Here is a 19,441-nt window from a genome sequence, read left to right on the forward strand (position 1 = left end):
TAGATTAACAAGAGAATATTTTCACTTCACTTAAGGTATCATACTCGAATTTATTGTAAAAATAAATAGGTTTTTTGTGAATTTTTTTTATCAAATTTATGGCAATTTCGACGTTTAGAAATGAATCTTGTCATAACATGATATTTCACGTCGAATTTTTGAAATGAAGGTAAGTTTTTCATGATGAATACAGAGGTTTTTGCACCCTATTTGATTACAATATTTTTTTGAAAAGAACTTGAATACCGTCACTTTTCAAAATCAAATAAGGTGAAGCACATGAAAATCAATCAAATATATCCTCTAACGCTTCCTCTAGAGTATCGTATGAAAAAGTAAAGCCATGATCCTCAAGCTTCTTTGGAAGCACTCGCTGTCCCTCTATTACTAAGATACTCATTTCACCAAGTAAAAGTCTTAAAGCAAATCCTGGTACAGGTAACCAATGGGGGCGGCGAAGAACTTTGCCTACTGTTTGTCCGAAGGCTTTCATTTGTACAGGATTTGAAGCTGTAAAATTAATTGGACCAGATACTGTTTTATTTTGTAAAAGAAATTCTACTCCCTTCACGACATCTTTAATGTGGATCCAGGAAAGCCACTGTTTACCTGACCCAATCGTTCCGCCGATGAAGAAACGATAGGGGAGTACGATCCGATTCAGTGCACCACCTTTATCACCTAATACAACACCCAATCGCAGGAAACAGGTTCGCACTCCAAGTCGAGATGCTTCTTTAGCTTCTTGTTCCCATAGGGAGACAGTCGTTGCTAAAAAATCAGAGCCAAGGCTAGAATCTTCAGTATAGGATTCCGTTTCCGATGTTCCATAAATACCAATTGCACTTGCATTTAGTAAAACTTCGGGTTTCTTTGGAAGAGAAGAAATAATCCGAACGACCTCTTTTGTTGCTTTAACACGGCTTTCAATAATCCTTTGCTTCCGGCTTTTTGTCCATCTCCCACTATTCAAAGATTCACCAGCAAGGTTCAGAAATGCATCAATTCCTTGGAGCTGTTCTTCAGGATTACTAGAAGTTGTAAGCCATTCCACATAGGTCAGATTTGGATGATCACTTGTTTTGGATGCATCTCTTGTTAAAACGAGAACTTGATGCTCCTTCTCGAGAAGGTAATTCGTAAGTGACTTCCCAACAAATCCAGTCCCGCCGGCAATTGCAATCCTCATTTTATATCTTCCTCTCCATCATATTTCCTATATATTTCAATAAGTTTTTCATATATCCTTTAATTTTCTTATGCTACTATTAAAGGGAGGTGTAATGAAAATGGCTATACTAACAAAAATCACAACTCAAAAGAAAAACGCTGAACGATTTAATATTTTTTTAGATTATGGAAAAGGTGAGGAATATGCTTTTAGTGTCGATCAAGATGTCCTGATTTCATTCCAATTGAAAAAAGGAATGGAGCTTGACGACTTAGATATTTCGGAGATCCAATTCGAAGATGAAATAAAAAAGGCTTTTAATTTGGCACTTAATTATTTATCATACAGAATGCGTTCAACGAAAGAAGTCGTTGATTATCTGAAGAAAAAGGAAATTGATGATCCTATTATTCCTGATGTAATCCATAAGCTTTCTGACTATAGATATTTGAATGATGAAGAATTTGCAAAAGCTTATGTTCAAACTCAGGTCAATACTACAACTAAAGGGCCTGAAGTTATCAAACAGGAACTCCTAGAAAAAGGAATTGATCCTGAAATACTGTCAAAAGCACTTGAATTGTTCTCAAAGGAAGAACAAATACAAACAGCTAGTAAACTCATTACAAAAACAATACCTAAAAATAAAAAAGTATCAGAGCGACACACAAAGCAAAAGCTTGAACAAACACTCCAACGCAAAGGTTTCACATGGGATATCATCCAAATCGCAATGGAAGAGGCATCAATAGAAAAGGATCACGATGAGGAGTGGCTAGCTTTAGAGCACCATGGTTTAAAAGCTCATCGAAAATACGAGAAGCTTGAAGGTGCCGAGTATAACCAAAAAATGAAACAGGTCCTTTATCGAAAAGGCTTTTCAATAGAGATGATTGAGGCTTTTATTGAACAATTACAGGATGGGGAGAAGTAGCATGCAAGAAAAAAGATATAGCCAGATGACAGATTATGAATTAAATCAAGAAATTGCAGCATTAAAAGAAAAAGCCCGTAAAGCTGAACAGCTTGGAATGGTTAACGAACTAGCTGTATTAGAAAGAAAAGCAGCTATGGCAAAAGCTTATCTTCTAGATCCTAAGGATTTTAAACCAGGTGAGGCTTATGAAATTGAAGGCGACCCTGGAAGCTATTTTAAAATCAACTACATGAATGGTGTGTTTGCTTGGGGATACCGCATTGGTCAAGAAAACCAGGAAGAAGCATTACCAATTTCATTACTGGTTAGATAATAAAAACCAGAGAGACAAGCTCTCTGGCTTTCTTGTGTATAAATTAAAAATTAGTTTTTCTGCGCCCAGCTCAAGCGCCTAGCCCCTCGAGGTCATAAGCCAATCCGTCAGTCAAGAAGGTTAAAGAGCAACCTTCTCGCCGTCTCGTCTTAAGCTTGTCAGGGCTGTACAAGGTGCTTGAGCTTTTGTTTTTAGGACTGTTTTCGTGTTTGATGTTCTAAAATAATGAGGTTTTGCGTACGTCTTGTTTCACCATTTACCTGTGCCCAAGCATGTTTCGGATTCGCCCATGCTTTTTGGAAGGGACTTGAATAATGGTTATTACTATATCCTTTTTTACCCACAACACGCACCTCCAAGTAGTACTCGATTTTGGCCAACAAAGACCTTGTATGGCGTTCTTAGTCTTTGATCATAAGAACTTCCTTTAAAAATCGTGTCGTTCACTTGAAGCTTTCATTCGTTCCTGTGGATGTGTGTTAATTGATCCATCTGCTCTAGTTGAGGCGTATTCAGCTTTTGCTCTAGGTTTACCCTGAAATTTATTACCACTTTGATTCGGGAATCCTCTTTTTTTGTTCCGCATGCGAATCCCTCCTACAAGCAAAATTGGATACCGTGCTAAAAGGCTTATTTCCTTTAAACACGTATTACTAGTATGGAGTTCTTTCTTTGTTAACATGTAAAATCAAGAACGTGAATTTATGGAAAAAGGAAGAAAACCCATAACAAGTGTTATGGGTGCAAAATGTTAACCAGGAATTAACTCTAGTTTTTTACGGAGCTTTTCTTCACTGAAGATCCACCCGGTATAGGATGTAATAATATTTAAATCAATGTCTAGTTGTACTACTGCAACAAATGGATAATGGCCTTTGCTACGGTATCGAAGGTCAATAAAACGCACTTCATAATAGTCATCGTATTCATCTACCTCCCAACGGTAGACGGGAGAAAAGGAAAGGAAAGCGGCAAGATTCTTATCCTTCTTAGCAGCATTGATAACGGGAGTATCTGGGATCGGACGTTTTACAAATTGATCGTGTATAATAATTTCATCTTTCTTTGCACGGGCCACATAAAAGAAGTCTTCCGTTACAACTGCAACATGCCATTGATTGAAACGGTATGTTGGTGAAATAATGATTTCTGTTATATTATTTATTTTTGCGCGAATTGTAGCCTCAACCTTATTTCGCATCCGAAATCGGATGATATAATAAAGTAAGAGGATTGCATACACTGAAAAGAATGTTACGCCGGGATGGACTCCTACTTTCCATACAACAATTCCTAGTAAATGCATAAGGAAGATAAAGGGATCAAACGTATTGATAACACCCAGTGCTACCCATTTATGTGAGAAGGGACGTAAGGCTTGCGTGCCGTAGGCGTTAAAGATGTCGACAAACACATGGAGTATTACGCCGATGAAGGTCCACATCCACAGATGAAGTAAATTGGCTTCTGGGAAAAACAATAATAGAACTCCTGTTATCAATATCGGCCATAACAATACAGCTGGGACTGAATGCGTGATTCCACGATGGTTTTTTATATAGTGTGCATTGTTTCGTAATTTAAGAATCGTATCTAGGTCTGGTGCCTGTGAACCAATTAAGGTACCAAAAATAACTGCCTGGGTTGTTACAGGATCTATTGTAACAACTGGGTCGAGGGTGGCAATCCCTCCTAATGCAAGACCCATGACGACATGTGTTCCTGTATCCACAAGTTGACCTCCTTTTCCAATCGTATCTATATATAATGTAACCAACAATATTGATTTCAAAAGCGCTTTGGAAAAATGCATGTAGTATTTACTGTTTTAAATAAATTTCTTTAATTTTAACACCTTGAGAGAGGAATTGGTAATGATAAATGAAGATGTTAGAAGGTTTTTCGATTGATCATTTTCAAAATGATTTAATCGAATGGTTTGAAAAAGAACAAAGAGATTTACCATGGAGAAAGGATCAGGACCCATATAAAGTATGGGTATCTGAAATAATGCTACAGCAAACGAGGGTTGAAACAGTCATTCCTTATTTTAATAATTTCATTTCCACATTCCCTACCATAGAAGATCTTGCAGAAGCAGATGAGGAAAAAGTACTTAAGGCATGGGAAGGACTAGGCTATTATTCCAGAGTAAGAAACCTTCAGTCCGCGGTAAAAGAAGTGGCTGAGAGATATGATGGTCAAGTTCCTAACACCGTGGAGAAAATATCAAGCTTGAAGGGCGTAGGTCCTTATACTACGGGTGCTATCCTTAGTATTGCTTATGGTATACCCGAACCCGCAGTAGACGGAAATGTAATGAGAGTTCTCTCAAGAATCCTGTCGATTTGGGAGGATATTGCAAAGCCGAAAACGAGAAAATTATTTGAAGATATAGTAAGAGAACTGATTTCAAAGGAAAATCCATCAGCCTTTAATCAGGCTCTGATGGAGTTAGGTGCTTTAATATGTATTCCGAGTAACCCTGCATGTCTGTTATGTCCTGTGCAGGAACATTGTAAAGCATTTGCGGAAGGCGTTCAAAAGGAACTCCCTGTTAAAAGTAAGAAAAAGGCACCAACTGCTAGTACGATGGCAGCAGTTGTCTTACAAGACGAGGCAGGTAGATTTCTTATTCATAAGAGACCGGAAAAAGGTCTATTAGCAAATTTATGGGAGTTCCCAAATCACGAAACGGTAACAGCGCTCCAAAGCCAAAAGGAACAACTTTTGGAGTTTCTCGAAACAGAATTTGAGATTAAGGGGAAAATTGGACAAGCATTCACAACCATTCAACATGTTTTTTCCCATTTGATTTGGAATATAACTGTATTTGAGGGGAGAATTATTGGAAAGGTGAACGAGACAGATACATTAAAGCTCGTAACTTTGGAAGAATTAAAGGAATACACCTTCCCTGTGTCACACCAAAAAATATTAAAGAGTTTCCTTGAACAGAGATAGGAATAATCAGGGGGGAGTAAGAAGACCCCCACTGATAAAAGTACCTTTGCAAAATAAAAGGAGGTTAATCGTACGAAAGCCTCGTGCCATGTGTATAATCGGCTTCGGTTCGATGAAAACCACCTCGTGATTCAATTTCTTGGATAATTTCTCGGTGAAGGGACTGACCTTCCGCATTCAAATATGGAACGATTTGTTGGAAGGAATGGTGGAAAAAAGCAAGCTCACTTTCCTTCCATTCGCTTTTTGGGAGCATTGATAAATGAGTCATATCTCGACCAACATACATATTCAATAACCCTCCTTTGAAATTTCATTTCTATTAAAGATTATCCAATATAAGAAAAATTATCCACATTATTCATTTTATTCACAACTTCCTCATCAAATTCTTTAGTTATGAGAAAAGCTCTGCTAAATATTTTTTTAAATGGTTATTACTGAACTAGGGATGGCAATTCTAGTTCAAAGATACTGTAATAGTAGATGTTCTTTACTCGGCTAAAATATACTTCATTTTTTAATAAAATCTTTGGATATTAAAATCACTTGTGGGACAAATTAAGTGTCGTGGAGGTGATTACAATGGCTAAACAACCAAACAAAACTTCAGCTGGAACTAACGTACAACAAGTAAGACAACAAAACGCTCAATCTCAAGGTGCTGGTGGTCAATTCGGTACTGAGTTTGCAAGCGAAACAAATGCACAAGAAGTTAGACGTCAAAACCAACAGTCTCAACAAGGCTCTGGTCAAGGTCAATTCGGTGCAGAATTTGCAAGCGAAACAAATGCTCAAGAGGTTAGACGTCAAAACCAACAGTCTCAGTCTAACAAAGGACAAGGCTAATTTTATAATACTTAGTACAAAAAACACTTCCTACTTCCGTTAGGAGGTGTTTTTTCTTTCCGTCTAGCTTCAGTACCTAGCCCCTCGAGGTTAATACTTGCACAAGGAAAGCATCGAAAGCATAATCATCACACGAAGAAAGTACATGGCATTTTCGAGGATGGGCTGACATTGGCGTTTGCCAAAGGACATGGCGGATGTTAGTCGGTGTTCCTCTTTCAAGGCGCTTCTGCTATTGATTTGACAAAACCTCCTAATTCTCTACATACAAAGACAAAGGAAATTGAGTCTATTTACAGAAATAATAGGATATAACAGTTAATGATGTTTCAACTTTAATCATCAGCGGATGCAACGATTTTTAGAAAAAATTTCCCGCATTAACTAGCAGTTGGCCATTTACCGGGCAACTGCCAGTAAATGCCCGATTGGTTTCATAGGACCGAAGTCTAAAGACGCCACATCCTGTGGCAACATTTTCAAGATTCATCTCATTTGGGACTGAAAATCAAGCGCAAATAAACCAATGCGCATTTGATCGACAATTAGGAGGGCAGCTTAATGAATAATTTTAATGAACTTGTTGGTGAACAGTTAAAAACCATGGATAAACTTCTTTTTATTCAATCGGAAATTGAAAGATGTCAAGAAATAGAGGCTCAAATTTTGGAACTTCAGAAAGAAACTGAGCTTCAGTCGATCCAAGATGAAATCAAGCGAATGCAAAAAGAATTACTTCAAATTCATGAATTATTCCATCAGCAAACTGAAGAAGTCATTAAGTCCTATCAAGGAAAAGTCTACCAAACAGTTTAATCCTAAAAGGGTCATCGAAAATTCCGGTGGCTCTTTTGTTTTAAAATCCAAGTTGAACCGTTATAATAAGAAGAAAAGGTTTTACTTTGTTTTTGTACATTCTAACTGGAGTTCGGAACTACCAAAATCGTACATAATTTAAACTTTGGAATTACTTACAAATAGAGTCAAAAAGGTGTATAAGACAAAGCTGCCCAAAAGTGAAAGTAGGGAGAGAGAATGGGTATTCCCATGGAAGGAGATAGAATACAAATACATAGCTATAAGCATAATGGCCATATTCACCGTGTTTGGGAAGAAACAAGAGTGTTAAAAGGAACACAAAGCCTTGTCATCGGTGGAAATGACCGCACTACAGTGACTGAATCAGATGGCCGTACGTGGATAACACGTGAACCTGCTATATGTTATTTTCATGCAAGGCACTGGTTTAATATTATCGGTATGATACGTGAGGACGGAGTGTACTATTACTGTAATATTAGTTCACCTTTTATTTCGGATGACGAAGCTTTAAAATATATTGATTATGATTTGGATATTAAAGTTTTTCCTGATATGACATATATTCTATTGGACGAGGATGAATATGAGCGTCATCGTCGCGAAATGAACTATCCTGATGTAATCGATAAGATTCTTAAAAACAATGTGGACAAGCTTATACAATGGATTCGTGGACGGAAAGGTCCGTTTGCCCCAGATTTTATAGATATTTGGTATGAGCGTTATTTGACATATCGGAATTAATATATTTAGTGTAACCTGTTGATTGTAGCAACAGGTTTTCATATTTTTTTAGGTTACTGACAAACTTATATAGTAGGAACTAAAAGCAGGCTACTTGGATTGCTACCAAAGCCATTACAACTATGAAGGAAGGTCAGGGGTTTGGGGAGTACTAGGCGTTATATGAAATTTGTGAAACCCTACCGGTTTCAAATAATTGTTACCATCTTTATTGGTATTATTAAATTTTCCATTCCGATGCTAACTCCATTACTACTAAAATTTGTATTGGATGATGTCATTGGTGCAGAAAATCTTGCACAAGATGAGAAGCTTTCAAAGCTTTATATAGCAATGGGGATCATGTTTTTAATATTTCTTGTGTTACGCCCACCTGTCGAATATTACCGACAATATTATGCACAATGGGTTGGAAGTAAAATACTATACGACATTCGGGATCAGCTCTTTGATCATATTCAAAAGCTTAGTCTGAGGTACTATGCAAATACAAGAGCTGGTGAGGTTATTTCAAGAGTTATCCATGATGTGGAACAAACGAAAACATTTGTAATAACGGGACTTATGAATCTATGGCTGGACCTTTTTACAATTGTGATTGCGATTGCAATTATGTTCACACTAGATGTACCGTTGACAATTGTATCCATTATTCTATTCCCACTCTATGGATTTTCAATTAAGTATTTCTACGGGAGGCTTCGTCACCTCACGAGATCTCGCTCACAAGCATTAGCAGAGGTTCAAGGTTATCTACATGAACGTGTTCAGGGAATACCAGTTATCCGCAGCTTTGCTATTGAAGACCATGAGCAAAAGCGATTTGATAAGCAAAATAGCAATTTCCTACAGAAGGCCCTCGATCATACGAGCTGGAATGCGAAAACCTTTGCAGTTGTAAATACGATTACAGATCTTGCTCCATTACTTGTGATTGGGTATGCAGGTTATCAAGTCATTCAGGGAGATTTAACAGTAGGGACATTAGTCGCATTTGTTGCTTATATTGATAGACTATATAATCCGTTACGACGGTTGGTAAACTCGTCAACTACATTAACGCAGGCACTAGCCTCAATGGATAGGGTGTTTGAATTTATTGATGAAAAATATGATATTGAGGATCAACCAAACGCGGTCGAGTGTAAGAATGTCTCCGGGAATGTAAGCTTCGAGAATGTTTCGTTTACATATGATGACGATGATGATCATATTGTCCTTAAAGATATCAACTTACATATTAAGAGCGGTGAAACAGTCGCCTTAGTTGGGATGAGTGGTGGAGGAAAATCAACACTTGTAAGCTTAATCCCGCGTTTCTATGACGTATCTGGTGGCAGAATTTTAGTAGATGGAACTGATATTCGATCTTATAAAGTACGAAGCTTGCGTGATAAGATTGGGATGGTATTACAAGATACATTTTTATTTAGTGAATCTGTTAAGCAAAATATACTACTTGGAAAGCCTGATGCTACTGAGGAGGAAATCATAGAGGCAGCCAAAGCAGCAAATGCCCATGAATTTATCGAAAACCTTCCACAGGGTTACGAGACTAAGGTGGGGGAAAGAGGCGTTAAATTATCGGGTGGTCAAAAGCAACGAATAGCTATCGCTAGAGTATTTTTGAAAAATCCTCCGTTACTAATTTGGGATGAAGCCACTTCGGCATTGGATCTTGAGAGTGAGCATCTGATTCAGGAATCATTAGAAGAGTTAGCTAAAAAGCGGACTACTTTTATTGTAGCCCACCGCTTATCGACGATTACGCACGCAGATAAAATTGTATTGATTGAACATGGGGAAATTGTAGAAGTAGGGACACATCACGAACTAATGAATAAACAAGGACATTATTTTAATCTATTTCAGGTTCAACAATTGGATAATTAATTCTAAATCAGAAGACACGAATTTTCGTGTCTTTTTTTGTTATTTCCACGGAAATAGTGTCTAAAAATGTCTATTGTATATTTTGTCAACCGAACCTTTTTTTACAAACTTGTAATAATTAAGACAACTAGTTAATAAAAAGTATTGTAAAGGCAGGTGTGATGGATGGGGAAAAAAATTATAAAAGTAGCTGGTCTCCGTACTTCATTTTTTACGGATAAAGGTGAAATACCAGCTGTTGACCATGTTGATTTCTATATTAACGAGGGTGAGATACTTGGAGTGGTTGGAGAATCAGGATGTGGAAAGAGTGTTACTTCACTTTCAATTATGGGACTAGTTCCCTCACCTCCTGGAAAAATTGTTGGTGGTGAAATTCTTTTTAATGGGCAGGATCTTGTGAATTTCTCTGAGAAAAAGATGCGGCAAATAAGAGGAAATGACATTGCAATGATCTTTCAAGAGCCCATGACATCGCTGAATCCTTTGTTTACGATTGGGGACCAGATGACAGAGGGGATAAAAATACATATGAAATGGGACAAGAAGAAGTCCTGTTCAAGAGCAATAGAAATGATGAAACGGGTCGGTCTACCTCGTGCAGAGGATTTAATGAATGAATATCCGCATCAACTTTCAGGTGGTATGCGACAGAGAGTAATGATTGCCATGGCAATGGCTTGTAACCCGAAGCTATTAATCGCAGATGAGCCAACAACAGCTTTAGATGTTACCATCCAAGCACAAATTTTAAAACTGATGAAGGATTTAAACGATGAAATGAAAACGGCAATTATGTTAATAACGCATGATTTAGGGGTTGTTGCTCAGATTTGTGAACGTGTCATTGTAATGTATGCCGGAAAAATTGTGGAGGAAGGTGAAGTTTCATCCATATTTAAAGATCCAAGGCATCCATACACGAAAGGATTATTAAAATCAGTTCCTGATATCCGGACTAAAAATGAACGGCTCTATTCAATTCCAGGTAACGTTCCGAAGCCTGGATCGATAAAACAGGGATGTCGATTTGCAGAGAGATGTGAATTTGCTTTTGATAGATGTTTCTCAGAAAATCCAGAACTATACGATATAGATAAAAAGGGACATCGGGTTCGGTGTTTTCTACATATTGGGGAGGGGGAAAGTAATCATGACAGAGCCTTTACTTCAAGTAAGTAATTTGAAAAAGTATTTTCCGATAAAGGGTGGAGTACTCGGGAAGAAAATTGGAGAGGTAAAGGCGGTTGATGGACTTTCCTTTTTGGTTAAAAAGGGAGAAACACTTGGAATTGTTGGAGAAAGCGGGTGTGGAAAGTCGACAACTGGAAGACTAATCTTGCGCCTATTAGAACCAACGGATGGTAAGGTTTTATTCAACAATAAAGAGATTACTTCTCTTTCAAATTCAGAAATGAGAAAGCTACGACGCGAAATGCAAATTATTTTCCAAGATCCATATGCATCGCTTAATCCTAGGCAAACGGTTGAAAAAATATTAGAAGAGCCTCTAATCGTTCATGGGATTGGAGATAGGGAGGATAGAAAACGTAGAGTTAGAGAAATGCTAGAGGTTGTTGGCTTAAGTAGTTATCATGCCAAAAGGTATCCACATCAATTTAGTGGTGGACAAAGACAGAGGATTGGCATTGCTAAAGCCTTAATGACAAACCCATCGTTAATTATTGCGGACGAACCTGTTTCCGCACTTGACGTTTCAATTCAATCTCAAGTATTGAATCTAATGGAAGATTTACAAAAGAAATATGGTCTCACCTATATATTTATTGCACATGATTTAGGGGTGGTTCGGCATATAAGTGATAGGGTAGGGGTCATGTATTTAGGAAGAATCATAGAATTGACTGATAGCGAGAAACTTTATAAGAAGCCACTTCATCCATATACGCAAACCCTGTTGGATGCTGTTCCCATTCCGGACCCTGATTACAAAAAGGAGTCAATTGAAATTAGTGGAGAGATACCTAGTCCATCTAACCCACCTGCTGGCTGTGCATTTCATACACGTTGCAGGAGTTGTATGGAAATCTGCAAGACAACACGTCCTGAGTTTCAGGAAGTGGAAGAAGGCCATTATGTTGCTTGTCATCTCTATTAGGGGATATTCAAAAAGTCCGGTGAAAATGACACATCAGTAGAGGATCTTTGACTAAATACCGACACGTCCTGTGTCGAACGTCGAAGTCACCACATCCTGCGGAAGCTCGTTGGCTTGCTTTTCCGGCGTGTGAAGCTTATTCAAGGAAGAGTAGTCTGTGCTCACGTATTAAAAGCTTACGTTCCGCTACGCAGGAGCTGCGCCGCCTCGAACTTTCGACATGACAGGAAGTGCCAGTGTCGACAAGACATAAGGACGTGGCGTTGTTGTCGACGAGGTCCTTTTCATCCTCCTTTTTGAACAAATACTATTAGGGGGGACTGCAACATTCATGATAATAAAAAGGCATAAAGGGGGACTATCTTTGTTGAACAAGAAACGCTTTATTCTCTCACTTTTATTCCTTCTCTTACTATCAACAGCTTTGGTTGGTTGTAGTGGAGGAAGTGAAAAGGAAAGTGAAAATACCAATGAGGGAGATACAACGAAAGAAGAAACACCAGCAGCTGAGGTTCAAAAAGAACTAGTATTCGGTCGTGGTGGTGACTCTGTTTCTTTAGATCCGATTTCAACGACTGAAGGGGAAACCTTTAAGGTAACAGTTAATATTTTCGAAACATTAATTAACTATGGCGAACAAGATACAACATTACACCCAGGCTTGGCAACCGAATGGACCCCCTCAGAGGATGGTCTTTCATATACGTTTAAGCTACGTGAGGGAGTAAAATTCCATGATGGAACTGATTTTAATGCGGAGGCAGTTGTTACGAATTTCGAGCGTTGGATGAATGGGGATGCTGATCAATTCCCTTACTACACAATGTTTGGTGGATTTAAAGGGGACGAAGGACATGTTATTAAGGAAGTAAAAGCTGAAGACGAATATACTGTTACATTCACATTATATCGTCCTCAAGCACCTTTCTTAAAGAACATAGCAATGTCACCATTTGGTATTGCAAGTCCGGCTGCACTTGAGAAATATGGTGATGATTTTATGAAGAACCCAGTAGGTACTGGTCCATTCAAATTTGTAGAATGGAAGGAAAATGACAGAATTACACTAGAAAAGAACCCTGATTATTGGATGGAAGGCTATCCTAAGTTAGATAGTATTATTTTTAGATCAATCCCAGAGAACTCAGCTCGTCTAAATGCATTGCTAGCTGGTGAAATTGATTTAATGGATGGGGTGAATCCGTCGGATTTAGACCAGATTAATGGAAATCCGGATTTGAAGACATTCGAACGTCCTTCCATGAATGTTGGATACTTAGGATTTACAGTGACTAGACCACCATTTGATAACAAACTAGTACGTCAAGCCTTAAATCATGCCATAGATAAAGAAGGGATAATTGAGGCGTTCTACAGTGGACTTGCGGAGCCTGCAAAAAATCCACTTCCACCAGCGTTAGAAGGATACAATGATGAAATCGAACCTTATCCGTATGATTTAGAAAAAGCAAAGCAATTATTAGATGAAGCAGGCTATCCAGATGGTTTTGAAATGGAGCTATGGGCAATGCCTGTTCCAAGACCATATATGCCAGACGGAATGAAGGTGGCTGAAATCATTCAATCAAGCTTTGCTGAAATCGGTGTAAAAGCGGAAATTAAATCCGTTGACTGGGGTACTTATTTAGAGCAAGCAGCTAACGGAGATTTCGACGCATATATGCTTGGTTGGACAGGGGACAATGGGGACCCAGACAACTTTATCTATACTTTATTAGATAAAGATAGTATCGGAAGTAATAACTACTCATACTACAGTAATGATGAGCTTCATGATATTTTAATTGAAGCACAAACCATTACAGACCAAGATCAACGAAATGAATTGTACAAAAAGGCACAAGAAATTATTCATGAAGATTCGCCGTGGGTACCATTAGTTCATTCCACGCCTTTACTAGCAGGTAAGAAAAACCTATTAAATTTATTACCACATCCAACCGGTTCAGATATTTTAACAAAGGTTGAGTTCGAGTAAAAAAGTGTTTGAGAAGTATTGAAGGGGAGTATTTCAGCTCCCCTTTGAAACTACATTTCCAAACAAAAGAGGTGATAACCTTGTTGGCATATACAATAAGAAGAGTGGGGATGGTACTACCAGTTTTAATAGGAATGACACTTGTTGTCTTTTCTATTATTCATCTAATTCCAGGGAATCCTGCTCAAATTATCCTTGGACAGCGCGCTACTGAGGAAGCAATTGCAGCTCTAACGGCTAAGCTTGGCCTCGATCAACCCTTGTATACACAATATTTTGAGTATATAAAAGGGCTTTTAACTGGAGATTTAGGTGAATCAATCCGTACAAAAACACCTATTAGTGAGGAGATTTGGCCATATCTAGCAGCAACGATAGAGTTAACCATTGTTGCTATGATTATTGCAATTGTAATAGGAGTTAACGCAGGTATCATTAGTGCTTGGTTTCAAAACTCATGGTTTGATTATGTTGCCATGGTCCTTGCATTAATCGGTGTATCTATGCCGATTTTTTGGTTAGGTTTAATGGAACAATGGGCATTTGCGATTCAGTTAGACCTATTACCAACTACAGGTAGGGAGAATGTACGTGACCCGGTTGAATCAGTTACTAGTCTTTATTTAGTAGATACACTTATTAATGGGAGAACGGACCAGTTTGTTACTGTATTAAAGCACTTAATCTTACCTAGTGTAGCGCTAGCAACCATTCCAATGGCAATAATCGCTCGTATTACTCGTTCAAGTATGCTTGAGGTTATGCGTTCTGACTTTGTAAGAACAGCTCGTGCAAAGGGAGTTAAAATGTTTTGGGTAGTGTACAAGCATTCTTTGAAAAATGCAGTTATTCCAATATTAACAGTCATCGGCTTACAAACTGGTTTATTACTAGGAGGAGCGATATTGACTGAGACCATTTTTGGCTGGCCTGGTATTGGAAGATATATTTATGAAGCTATTAATTATCGGGATTATCCTGTAATCCAGTCTGGTATTTTGGTGGTCGCAACCTTCTTTGTTTTTATCAATTTAATCGTAGACCTATTATACGCTCTTATAGATCCTAGGATTAAATATAACTAAAAAATAAGGAAGGGGTGATTAGATGCCAAATATAGCTAGAAATGATGTACCTTTAAACTCTAAAAAAGACAACGAAGAGGTTGCTTCTCCATGGAAAGAAGCGTGGAGAAACTTCCGGAAAAATAAACTAGCTCTTGTAGGGACCTGTATCGTATTTTTTTTCATCATTCTTGCGATTTTTGCACCGTTAATTGCTCCTCAAGGGATTGATGAAAAAGAGCTAGCAAACAGACTTAAGCCACCTTCTGGTGAGAATTGGCTTGGAACGGATGATTTTGGAAGAGATATTTTATCAAGGATTATTTATGGAGCAAGAATATCTTTATGGGTAGGCTTCTTTGCAGTACTGGGCTCAGCAGTTATCGGGAGCTTTCTAGGAATTATAGCCGGTTATTATGGTAGATGGATAGATAATTTGATTAGTAGGATGTTTGATATTTTACTTGCCTTTCCAAGTATACTGCTTGCATTAGCTATTGTAGCAATCCTTGGTCCATCCCTTCAAAATGCATTAATTGCGATTGCCATCATTAATATTCCAAACTTTGGAAGACTCATTCGATCAAGGGTATTAAGTGTTAAAGAAGAGGAGTATATAACAGCAGCAAAGGCAGTTGGAATGAAGGACAGGAGAATATTATTTTACCATATTCTGCCGAATAGTATGGCGCCAATCATAGTTCAGGCATCATTAGCAATAGCTACAGCTATTATCGAAGCAGCTGCCCTAGGGTTTCTAGGGATGGGGGCACAACCACCAAATCCTGAATGGGGAAAGATGCTCGCCGACTCTAAAAACTACTTAACTCAAGCACCATGGACCATGATTTTTCCTGGTATTGCCATCATGCTAACAGTTCTTGGTTTTAACCTTATGGGTGACGGGTTGCGTGATGCATTAGATCCAAAAATGAAGCAATAAAAAACAGCTAACTTTTTGTTAGCTGTTTTCCTTATGCGTTACCTTTATCCTCAACAATTACTTCGTTGTGGAAATTTTGAAAGCTATCAACTAACGTTTCTAGTCGCTCAAGTTGTTCAGAATACTCAAGGATGGCCGATACTAAGGTCATTAACTGGTACCAGTTTTCTTGATCCTCATCATCTTGTGGATGCTGGTTCTCCAGGAAGGTATCAATCACCTTTTTTCGATCAAAAGCAAAGTCCATTTTTAACTCATCTGGAGCCTGCACTTTCACTTTCCCAACGAATTTCAGTAGAATTTGTTCGTGCGAATGAATGAGGTCGTCGATTTCCTTTACAAATAACTGTTGAAACGGTATAGGCATCACCTGGAACTCATTCTCATGCCTATGGAGCTTACGAAGTGTTTCTAATGCTCGGTTTGTACAAACAATCATTTGTCTGAAGAGAACAAGCTTTCTAGACTTTTCGTATTCTACCTTTTTGAAATAATTTCGTTCCTCTTTATATAGAAGAAATAATTGATCGATATTGATAATGTTTTCTTTTATCTTCTCAATATCCTCTTTTAATGTGTTATATTCGGAAGCATGTCTCGTACTAACACGTACCCATTTAAAAATTTCCTCACTTTGCTCCACAATTGAATCATATAGTTTTTTCTCATATTTCGGTGGTATGAACACCAAATTTACAAGAAATGCGGATAAAATCCCTAATAGGATAGAGAGAAATCGTAAGCTTGCAAACTCAAAGAACTGTTCGCTAGGACTCTCCATAATGGCAATAACCGTTACAATGGCCACAGGAATCGTCTTTTCCATCTTGAATTTTAAATTAATCGCAATAACTAATACGACGGTTAGCCCAATAATAAATGGATTGTTACCAAAGTACATCCCAAATAAAATGGCAAATAACGCACCGATAATATTAGCCTGAATCTGTTCCACAACTGTTAAGTAAGAACGGTAGATGGAAGGTTGAATTGCAAATACTGCAGCAATTCCCGCAAATACAGGCGAAGGTAGTTCTAAAAGCTTCGCTATCACTAGAGCTAAAGTAATGGCAATTCCCGTTTTTAGCATGCGGGCACCAAGTTTCATTTATTCGAATCCTTTCTATAAAAAAGCTGTTTTATTATACTTAGCTTTTTCTACATAATCTAAACCAATACAGTATCATACATTGATTTTATGTTTATAGCAAGGGAAACATGTCCCGTATTGGTGCCCGAAATTAACCTCTTGAGATGTGTAAAATGATCCTTTTTATATAATACTGTCACTATCCCAGAAATACTGTCACTATCCAACTAATACTGTCACTATTTCAGAAATACTGTCACTATTCCCAAAATACTGTCACTAATGAAAATGCAAAGAAAAAACCTGCCAATTCAGCAGGTTTAACTATATTTGATAAGAAAGCATAAAGTTTCGCACGTAGTTTTTGGTGTCTAACTCCAGGCGCCATCGGCTCGAGGTCATAAGACAATCGCTTCTGAAGGCAAACAGCGCCTTCTGTCAGCACTTGTCTTATGCTAGTCGCCGACAGGAGGGCGCCTTGCGCTTTTCTTATTATTTATTCATTAATTGTTTAAATGCCTTTTCAACAGCAGCAAGTGTTTCAGTAATATCTTCCTCGGTATGTGCAATAGTTAGGAACCATGCTTCGTACTTTGAAGGTGCTAGATTAATCCCTTGATTCAACATTAATTTGAAGAATCTAGCAAACATCTCACCATCCGTATTTTCTGCCTGCTCATAGTTTATGACCTTTTCATTTGTAAAGTAGACAGTCAACGCACCTTTTAATCTGTTTATCGTAATCGGTACATTGTAAGTAGCAGCATGCTGTAAAATTCCATCTTCAAGTAAAGCTCCAAGCTGATCTAGCTTTTCGTATAATCCTTCTTCTTGAAGTACTTCTAAACAAGCGATACCAGAAAGCATGGATGCTGGATTTCCGGCCATTGTTCCAGCCTGGTACGCAGGTCCTAGTGGAGCAACCTGTTCCATAATTTCCTTTTTCCCGCCATACGCACCGATAGGGAGGCCACCACCAATAATTTTTCCTAATGCTGTTAAGTCCGGTGTGATTCCAAGCATGTTTTGAGCGCCACCATACATAAAGCGGAAAGCAGTAATAACCTCGTCAAAGATTACAAGTGCACCAGAATTATGGGTAAGTTCAAGGACCTCCTCTAAGAATCCTTCCTTCGGTTCAACAATTCCAAAGTTCCCAACGATTGGCTCAACTAAGACGGCTGCAATTTCAGTACCCCATTTATCTAGGGCTTCCTTAAATGGTTCGATATCATTGAAAGGAACAGTAATCACTTCTTGGGCAATGCTTTTTGGTACACCAGCAGAATCAGGTGTTCCTAACGTCGAAGGTCCAGAACCTGCAGCAACAAGCACAAGATCTGAATGACCATGATAACATCCAGCAAATTTAATGATCTTTGTCCTATTTGTATAAGCACGAGCAACGCGAATTGTCGTCATTACCGCTTCTGTGCCTGAATTAACGAAGCGAACTTTATCCATTCCTGGAATGGCTTCTTTTAGCATCTTTGCGAATTTCACTTCATGTGGTGTTGGGGTGCCGTATAATACACCAGTTTCGGCAGCCCTTGAAATCGCTTCTGTTATATGTGGATGAGCATGACCTGTAATAATTGGTCCATATGCGGCCAAATAATCTATGTATTTATTACCATCAACATCCCAAAAATAAGCACCTTTTGCTTTTTCCATAACAACCGGTGCTCCACCACCAACTGCTTTATATGAGCGAGAGGGGCTGTTCACTCCACCAACGATATGTTCCAGAGCTTCCGTATATATTTCTTCTGATTTAGAAAAATTCATCTTGATATTTCCTCCTAGCTTTGAACTCAACGATTCTATTTTAGCACGAAAGACAAGAAAGGAAAAAAGTCATCTAGATATGATGAGTCAGTTATTTGTATATCACTCTGAAATTATGTAACCTATTAATAGGAGAAAATTAGGAGGTTATTTACGATGACAATAGAAGTTGGACAAAAAGCACCTGAATTTACTGTGATGGCAAGTAACGGAGAAAACGTTTCATTGGCAGACTTTAGAGGGAAGAATGTAGTCCTTTATTTTTACCCAAAGGACATGACGCCAGGCTGTACAACAGAGGCTTGTGAATTTAGAGATGCACACGAAAGCTTTAGTAGTCTTGACACTGTAATACTCGGTGTAAGCACAGATTCGTTTGATAGACATACGAAATTTATTGATAAATACGATTTGCCCTTCCTATTATTAGTAGACGAAGATCATAAGGTAGCAGATGACTATGGTGTCTGGAAGCTAAAAAAGAACTTCGGCAAGGAGTACATGGGAATTGAACGGTCAACCTTTGTCATTAATAAAGAGGGAATTCTAGTCAAAGAGTGGAGAAAAGTATCGGTTAAAGGCCACGTAGAAGAAGCTCTAACATACATAAAAGAAAACCTTACCTGAGGCGCACTGTTATTGAGATTGTGAACCTTTTGTGAAAACTCCACTAAGGTATAAAGTAAAACTAGCGGGGCAATAGGACTGGGGGTGATAGCGGAATCACCCCTTAGTAATTCTATAT

General features: G+C 38.2%; 20 protein-coding genes. 13 read left to right on the forward strand and 7 right to left on the reverse strand.

Translation table 11 applies throughout. The features are described 5' to 3' along the window. Positions 1-286 precede the first annotated feature (286 nt). Positions 287-1,189: a TIGR01777 family oxidoreductase gene (locus tag ACWNMY_RS15025; protein WP_449539075.1), complete on the reverse strand. Its 903-nt coding sequence runs from the start codon at positions 1,187-1,189 to the stop codon at positions 287-289. A gap of 100 nt (positions 1,190-1,289) precedes the next feature. Here ACWNMY_RS15025 and recX point away from each other — a divergent pair, with 100 nt between their 5' ends. Both recX and ACWNMY_RS15035 read left to right on the forward strand, forming a co-directional pair. Beyond that, positions 1,290-2,105, forward strand: a complete 816-nt coding sequence (gene recX, locus ACWNMY_RS15030) for a recombination regulator RecX (RefSeq protein ID WP_449539076.1) — start codon at positions 1,290-1,292, stop codon at positions 2,103-2,105. A 1-nt stretch (position 2,106) separates the two neighbouring features. Then, positions 2,107-2,421 carry a YfhH family protein gene (locus ACWNMY_RS15035; protein WP_449539077.1) on the forward strand — a complete coding sequence of 105 codons (315 nt, stop codon included), beginning with the start codon at positions 2,107-2,109 and terminating at the stop codon, positions 2,419-2,421. Between the two features lie 191 nt (positions 2,422-2,612). Here the strand turns inward: ACWNMY_RS15035 and ACWNMY_RS15040 are convergent, their stop codons facing one another. From ACWNMY_RS15040 to ACWNMY_RS15050, 3 genes are all read right to left on the reverse strand, one after another. After that, entirely contained in the window at positions 2,613-2,765 is a 153-nt protein-coding gene (locus ACWNMY_RS15040) for a YpzG family protein (RefSeq protein ID WP_449539078.1), read from the reverse strand. Between the two features lie 83 nt (positions 2,766-2,848). Continuing rightward, positions 2,849-3,007 carry a small, acid-soluble spore protein K gene (locus ACWNMY_RS15045; RefSeq protein ID WP_449539079.1) on the reverse strand — a complete coding sequence of 53 codons (159 nt, stop codon included), beginning with the start codon at positions 3,005-3,007 and terminating at the stop codon, positions 2,849-2,851. 165 nt (positions 3,008-3,172) lie between these two features. Beyond that, positions 3,173-4,153 carry a metal-dependent hydrolase gene (locus ACWNMY_RS15050; protein WP_449539080.1) on the reverse strand — a complete coding sequence of 327 codons (981 nt, stop codon included), beginning with the start codon at positions 4,151-4,153 and terminating at the stop codon, positions 3,173-3,175. A 149-nt stretch (positions 4,154-4,302) separates the two neighbouring features. Here ACWNMY_RS15050 and mutY point away from each other — a divergent pair, with 149 nt between their 5' ends. Then, positions 4,303-5,385 carry an A/G-specific adenine glycosylase gene (gene mutY / locus ACWNMY_RS15055; protein WP_449539081.1) on the forward strand — a complete coding sequence of 361 codons (1,083 nt, stop codon included), beginning with the start codon at positions 4,303-4,305 and terminating at the stop codon, positions 5,383-5,385. Between the two features lie 64 nt (positions 5,386-5,449). On the opposite strand, the gene ACWNMY_RS15060 is transcribed toward mutY, so the two are convergent. Continuing rightward, a complete protein-coding gene (locus ACWNMY_RS15060) occupies positions 5,450-5,674 on the reverse strand; it encodes a hypothetical protein (RefSeq protein ID WP_449539082.1) in 225 nt (74 codons plus the stop codon). 296 nt (positions 5,675-5,970) lie between these two features. Between ACWNMY_RS15060 and ACWNMY_RS15065 the strand changes: the two genes are divergently transcribed. The 9 genes from ACWNMY_RS15065 to nikC all read left to right on the forward strand — a co-directional run bounded on the left by ACWNMY_RS15065 (position 5,971) and on the right by nikC (position 15,818). Beyond that, complete coding sequence (locus ACWNMY_RS15065) at positions 5,971-6,234, forward strand: gamma-type small acid-soluble spore protein (RefSeq protein ID WP_449539083.1); 264 nt, start codon at positions 5,971-5,973, stop codon at positions 6,232-6,234. A 561-nt stretch (positions 6,235-6,795) separates the two neighbouring features. After that, positions 6,796-7,050 (forward strand): YgaB family protein, encoded by a 255-nt coding sequence (locus tag ACWNMY_RS15070; protein WP_449539084.1) that lies wholly within the window; start codon positions 6,796-6,798, stop codon positions 7,048-7,050. 219 nt (positions 7,051-7,269) lie between these two features. After that, a complete protein-coding gene (gene ntdP / locus ACWNMY_RS15075) occupies positions 7,270-7,800 on the forward strand; it encodes a nucleoside tri-diphosphate phosphatase (RefSeq protein ID WP_449539085.1) in 531 nt (176 codons plus the stop codon). A gap of 141 nt (positions 7,801-7,941) precedes the next feature. Next, positions 7,942-9,693 (forward strand): ABC transporter ATP-binding protein, encoded by a 1,752-nt coding sequence (locus ACWNMY_RS15080; RefSeq protein ID WP_449539086.1) that lies wholly within the window; start codon positions 7,942-7,944, stop codon positions 9,691-9,693. Between the two features lie 165 nt (positions 9,694-9,858). Then, entirely contained in the window at positions 9,859-10,875 is a 1,017-nt protein-coding gene (locus ACWNMY_RS15085; RefSeq protein ID WP_449539087.1) for an ABC transporter ATP-binding protein, read from the forward strand. After that, the gene (locus tag ACWNMY_RS15090; RefSeq protein ID WP_449539088.1) at positions 10,847-11,812 is read left to right on the forward strand and encodes an ABC transporter ATP-binding protein; all 966 of its coding nucleotides are present in this window, start codon (positions 10,847-10,849) and stop codon (positions 11,810-11,812) included. Before ACWNMY_RS15085 ends, ACWNMY_RS15090 begins: the two co-directional genes overlap by 29 nt. A gap of 367 nt (positions 11,813-12,179) precedes the next feature. Continuing rightward, on the forward strand, positions 12,180-13,811 hold the full coding sequence (locus tag ACWNMY_RS15095) for an ABC transporter substrate-binding protein (RefSeq protein ID WP_449539139.1): 1,632 nt from the start codon (positions 12,180-12,182) through the stop codon (positions 13,809-13,811). Between the two features lie 80 nt (positions 13,812-13,891). Then, entirely contained in the window at positions 13,892-14,896 is a 1,005-nt protein-coding gene (locus ACWNMY_RS15100; protein ID WP_449539089.1) for an ABC transporter permease, read from the forward strand. Between the two features lie 22 nt (positions 14,897-14,918). Beyond that, positions 14,919-15,818 (forward strand): nickel transporter permease, encoded by a 900-nt coding sequence (gene nikC / locus ACWNMY_RS15105; protein WP_449539090.1) that lies wholly within the window; start codon positions 14,919-14,921, stop codon positions 15,816-15,818. A gap of 31 nt (positions 15,819-15,849) precedes the next feature. On the opposite strand, the gene ACWNMY_RS15110 is transcribed toward nikC, so the two are convergent. Together ACWNMY_RS15110 and ACWNMY_RS15115 are read right to left on the reverse strand one after the other, a co-directional pair. After that, entirely contained in the window at positions 15,850-16,926 is a 1,077-nt protein-coding gene (locus tag ACWNMY_RS15110; RefSeq protein WP_449539091.1) for an FUSC family protein, read from the reverse strand. A gap of 474 nt (positions 16,927-17,400) precedes the next feature. After that, complete coding sequence (locus ACWNMY_RS15115) at positions 17,401-18,696, reverse strand: glutamate-1-semialdehyde 2,1-aminomutase (protein ID WP_449539092.1); 1,296 nt, start codon at positions 18,694-18,696, stop codon at positions 17,401-17,403. A gap of 156 nt (positions 18,697-18,852) precedes the next feature. Here ACWNMY_RS15115 and bcp point away from each other — a divergent pair, with 156 nt between their 5' ends. Further along, positions 18,853-19,323 carry a thioredoxin-dependent thiol peroxidase gene (gene bcp, locus ACWNMY_RS15120; protein WP_449539093.1) on the forward strand — a complete coding sequence of 157 codons (471 nt, stop codon included), beginning with the start codon at positions 18,853-18,855 and terminating at the stop codon, positions 19,321-19,323. Positions 19,324-19,441 lie beyond the last annotated feature (118 nt).

The organism is Ferdinandcohnia sp. Marseille-Q9671 (assembly GCF_976954385.1).

Bases quoted from the DNA above. Each gene is read 5' to 3' on its own strand.
- ACWNMY_RS15025 (WP_449539075.1), bottom strand. From the start codon at position 1,189: ATGAGGATTGCAATTGCCGGCGGGACTGGATTTGTTGGGAAGTCACTT.
- ACWNMY_RS15090 (WP_449539088.1), top strand. From the start codon at position 10,847: ATGACAGAGCCTTTACTTCAAGTAAGTAATTTGAAAAAGTATTTTCCG.
- ACWNMY_RS15115 (WP_449539092.1), bottom strand. From the start codon at position 18,696: ATGAATTTTTCTAAATCAGAAGAAATATATACGGAAGCTCTGGAACAT.
- ntdP (WP_449539085.1), top strand. From the start codon at position 7,270: ATGGGTATTCCCATGGAAGGAGATAGAATACAAATACATAGCTATAAG.
- ACWNMY_RS15085 (WP_449539087.1), top strand. From the start codon at position 9,859: ATGGGGAAAAAAATTATAAAAGTAGCTGGTCTCCGTACTTCATTTTTT.
- bcp (WP_449539093.1), top strand. From the start codon at position 18,853: ATGACAATAGAAGTTGGACAAAAAGCACCTGAATTTACTGTGATGGCA.
- ACWNMY_RS15065 (WP_449539083.1), top strand. From the start codon at position 5,971: ATGGCTAAACAACCAAACAAAACTTCAGCTGGAACTAACGTACAACAA.
- nikC (WP_449539090.1), top strand. From the start codon at position 14,919: ATGCCAAATATAGCTAGAAATGATGTACCTTTAAACTCTAAAAAAGAC.
- ACWNMY_RS15045 (WP_449539079.1), bottom strand. From the start codon at position 3,007: ATGCGGAACAAAAAAAGAGGATTCCCGAATCAAAGTGGTAATAAATTT.
- ACWNMY_RS15035 (WP_449539077.1), top strand. From the start codon at position 2,107: ATGCAAGAAAAAAGATATAGCCAGATGACAGATTATGAATTAAATCAA.
- ACWNMY_RS15110 (WP_449539091.1), bottom strand. From the start codon at position 16,926: ATGAAACTTGGTGCCCGCATGCTAAAAACGGGAATTGCCATTACTTTA.
- mutY (WP_449539081.1), top strand. From the start codon at position 4,303: ATGAAGATGTTAGAAGGTTTTTCGATTGATCATTTTCAAAATGATTTA.
- ACWNMY_RS15060 (WP_449539082.1), bottom strand. From the start codon at position 5,674: ATGTATGTTGGTCGAGATATGACTCATTTATCAATGCTCCCAAAAAGC.
- ACWNMY_RS15070 (WP_449539084.1), top strand. From the start codon at position 6,796: ATGAATAATTTTAATGAACTTGTTGGTGAACAGTTAAAAACCATGGAT.
- recX (WP_449539076.1), top strand. From the start codon at position 1,290: ATGGCTATACTAACAAAAATCACAACTCAAAAGAAAAACGCTGAACGA.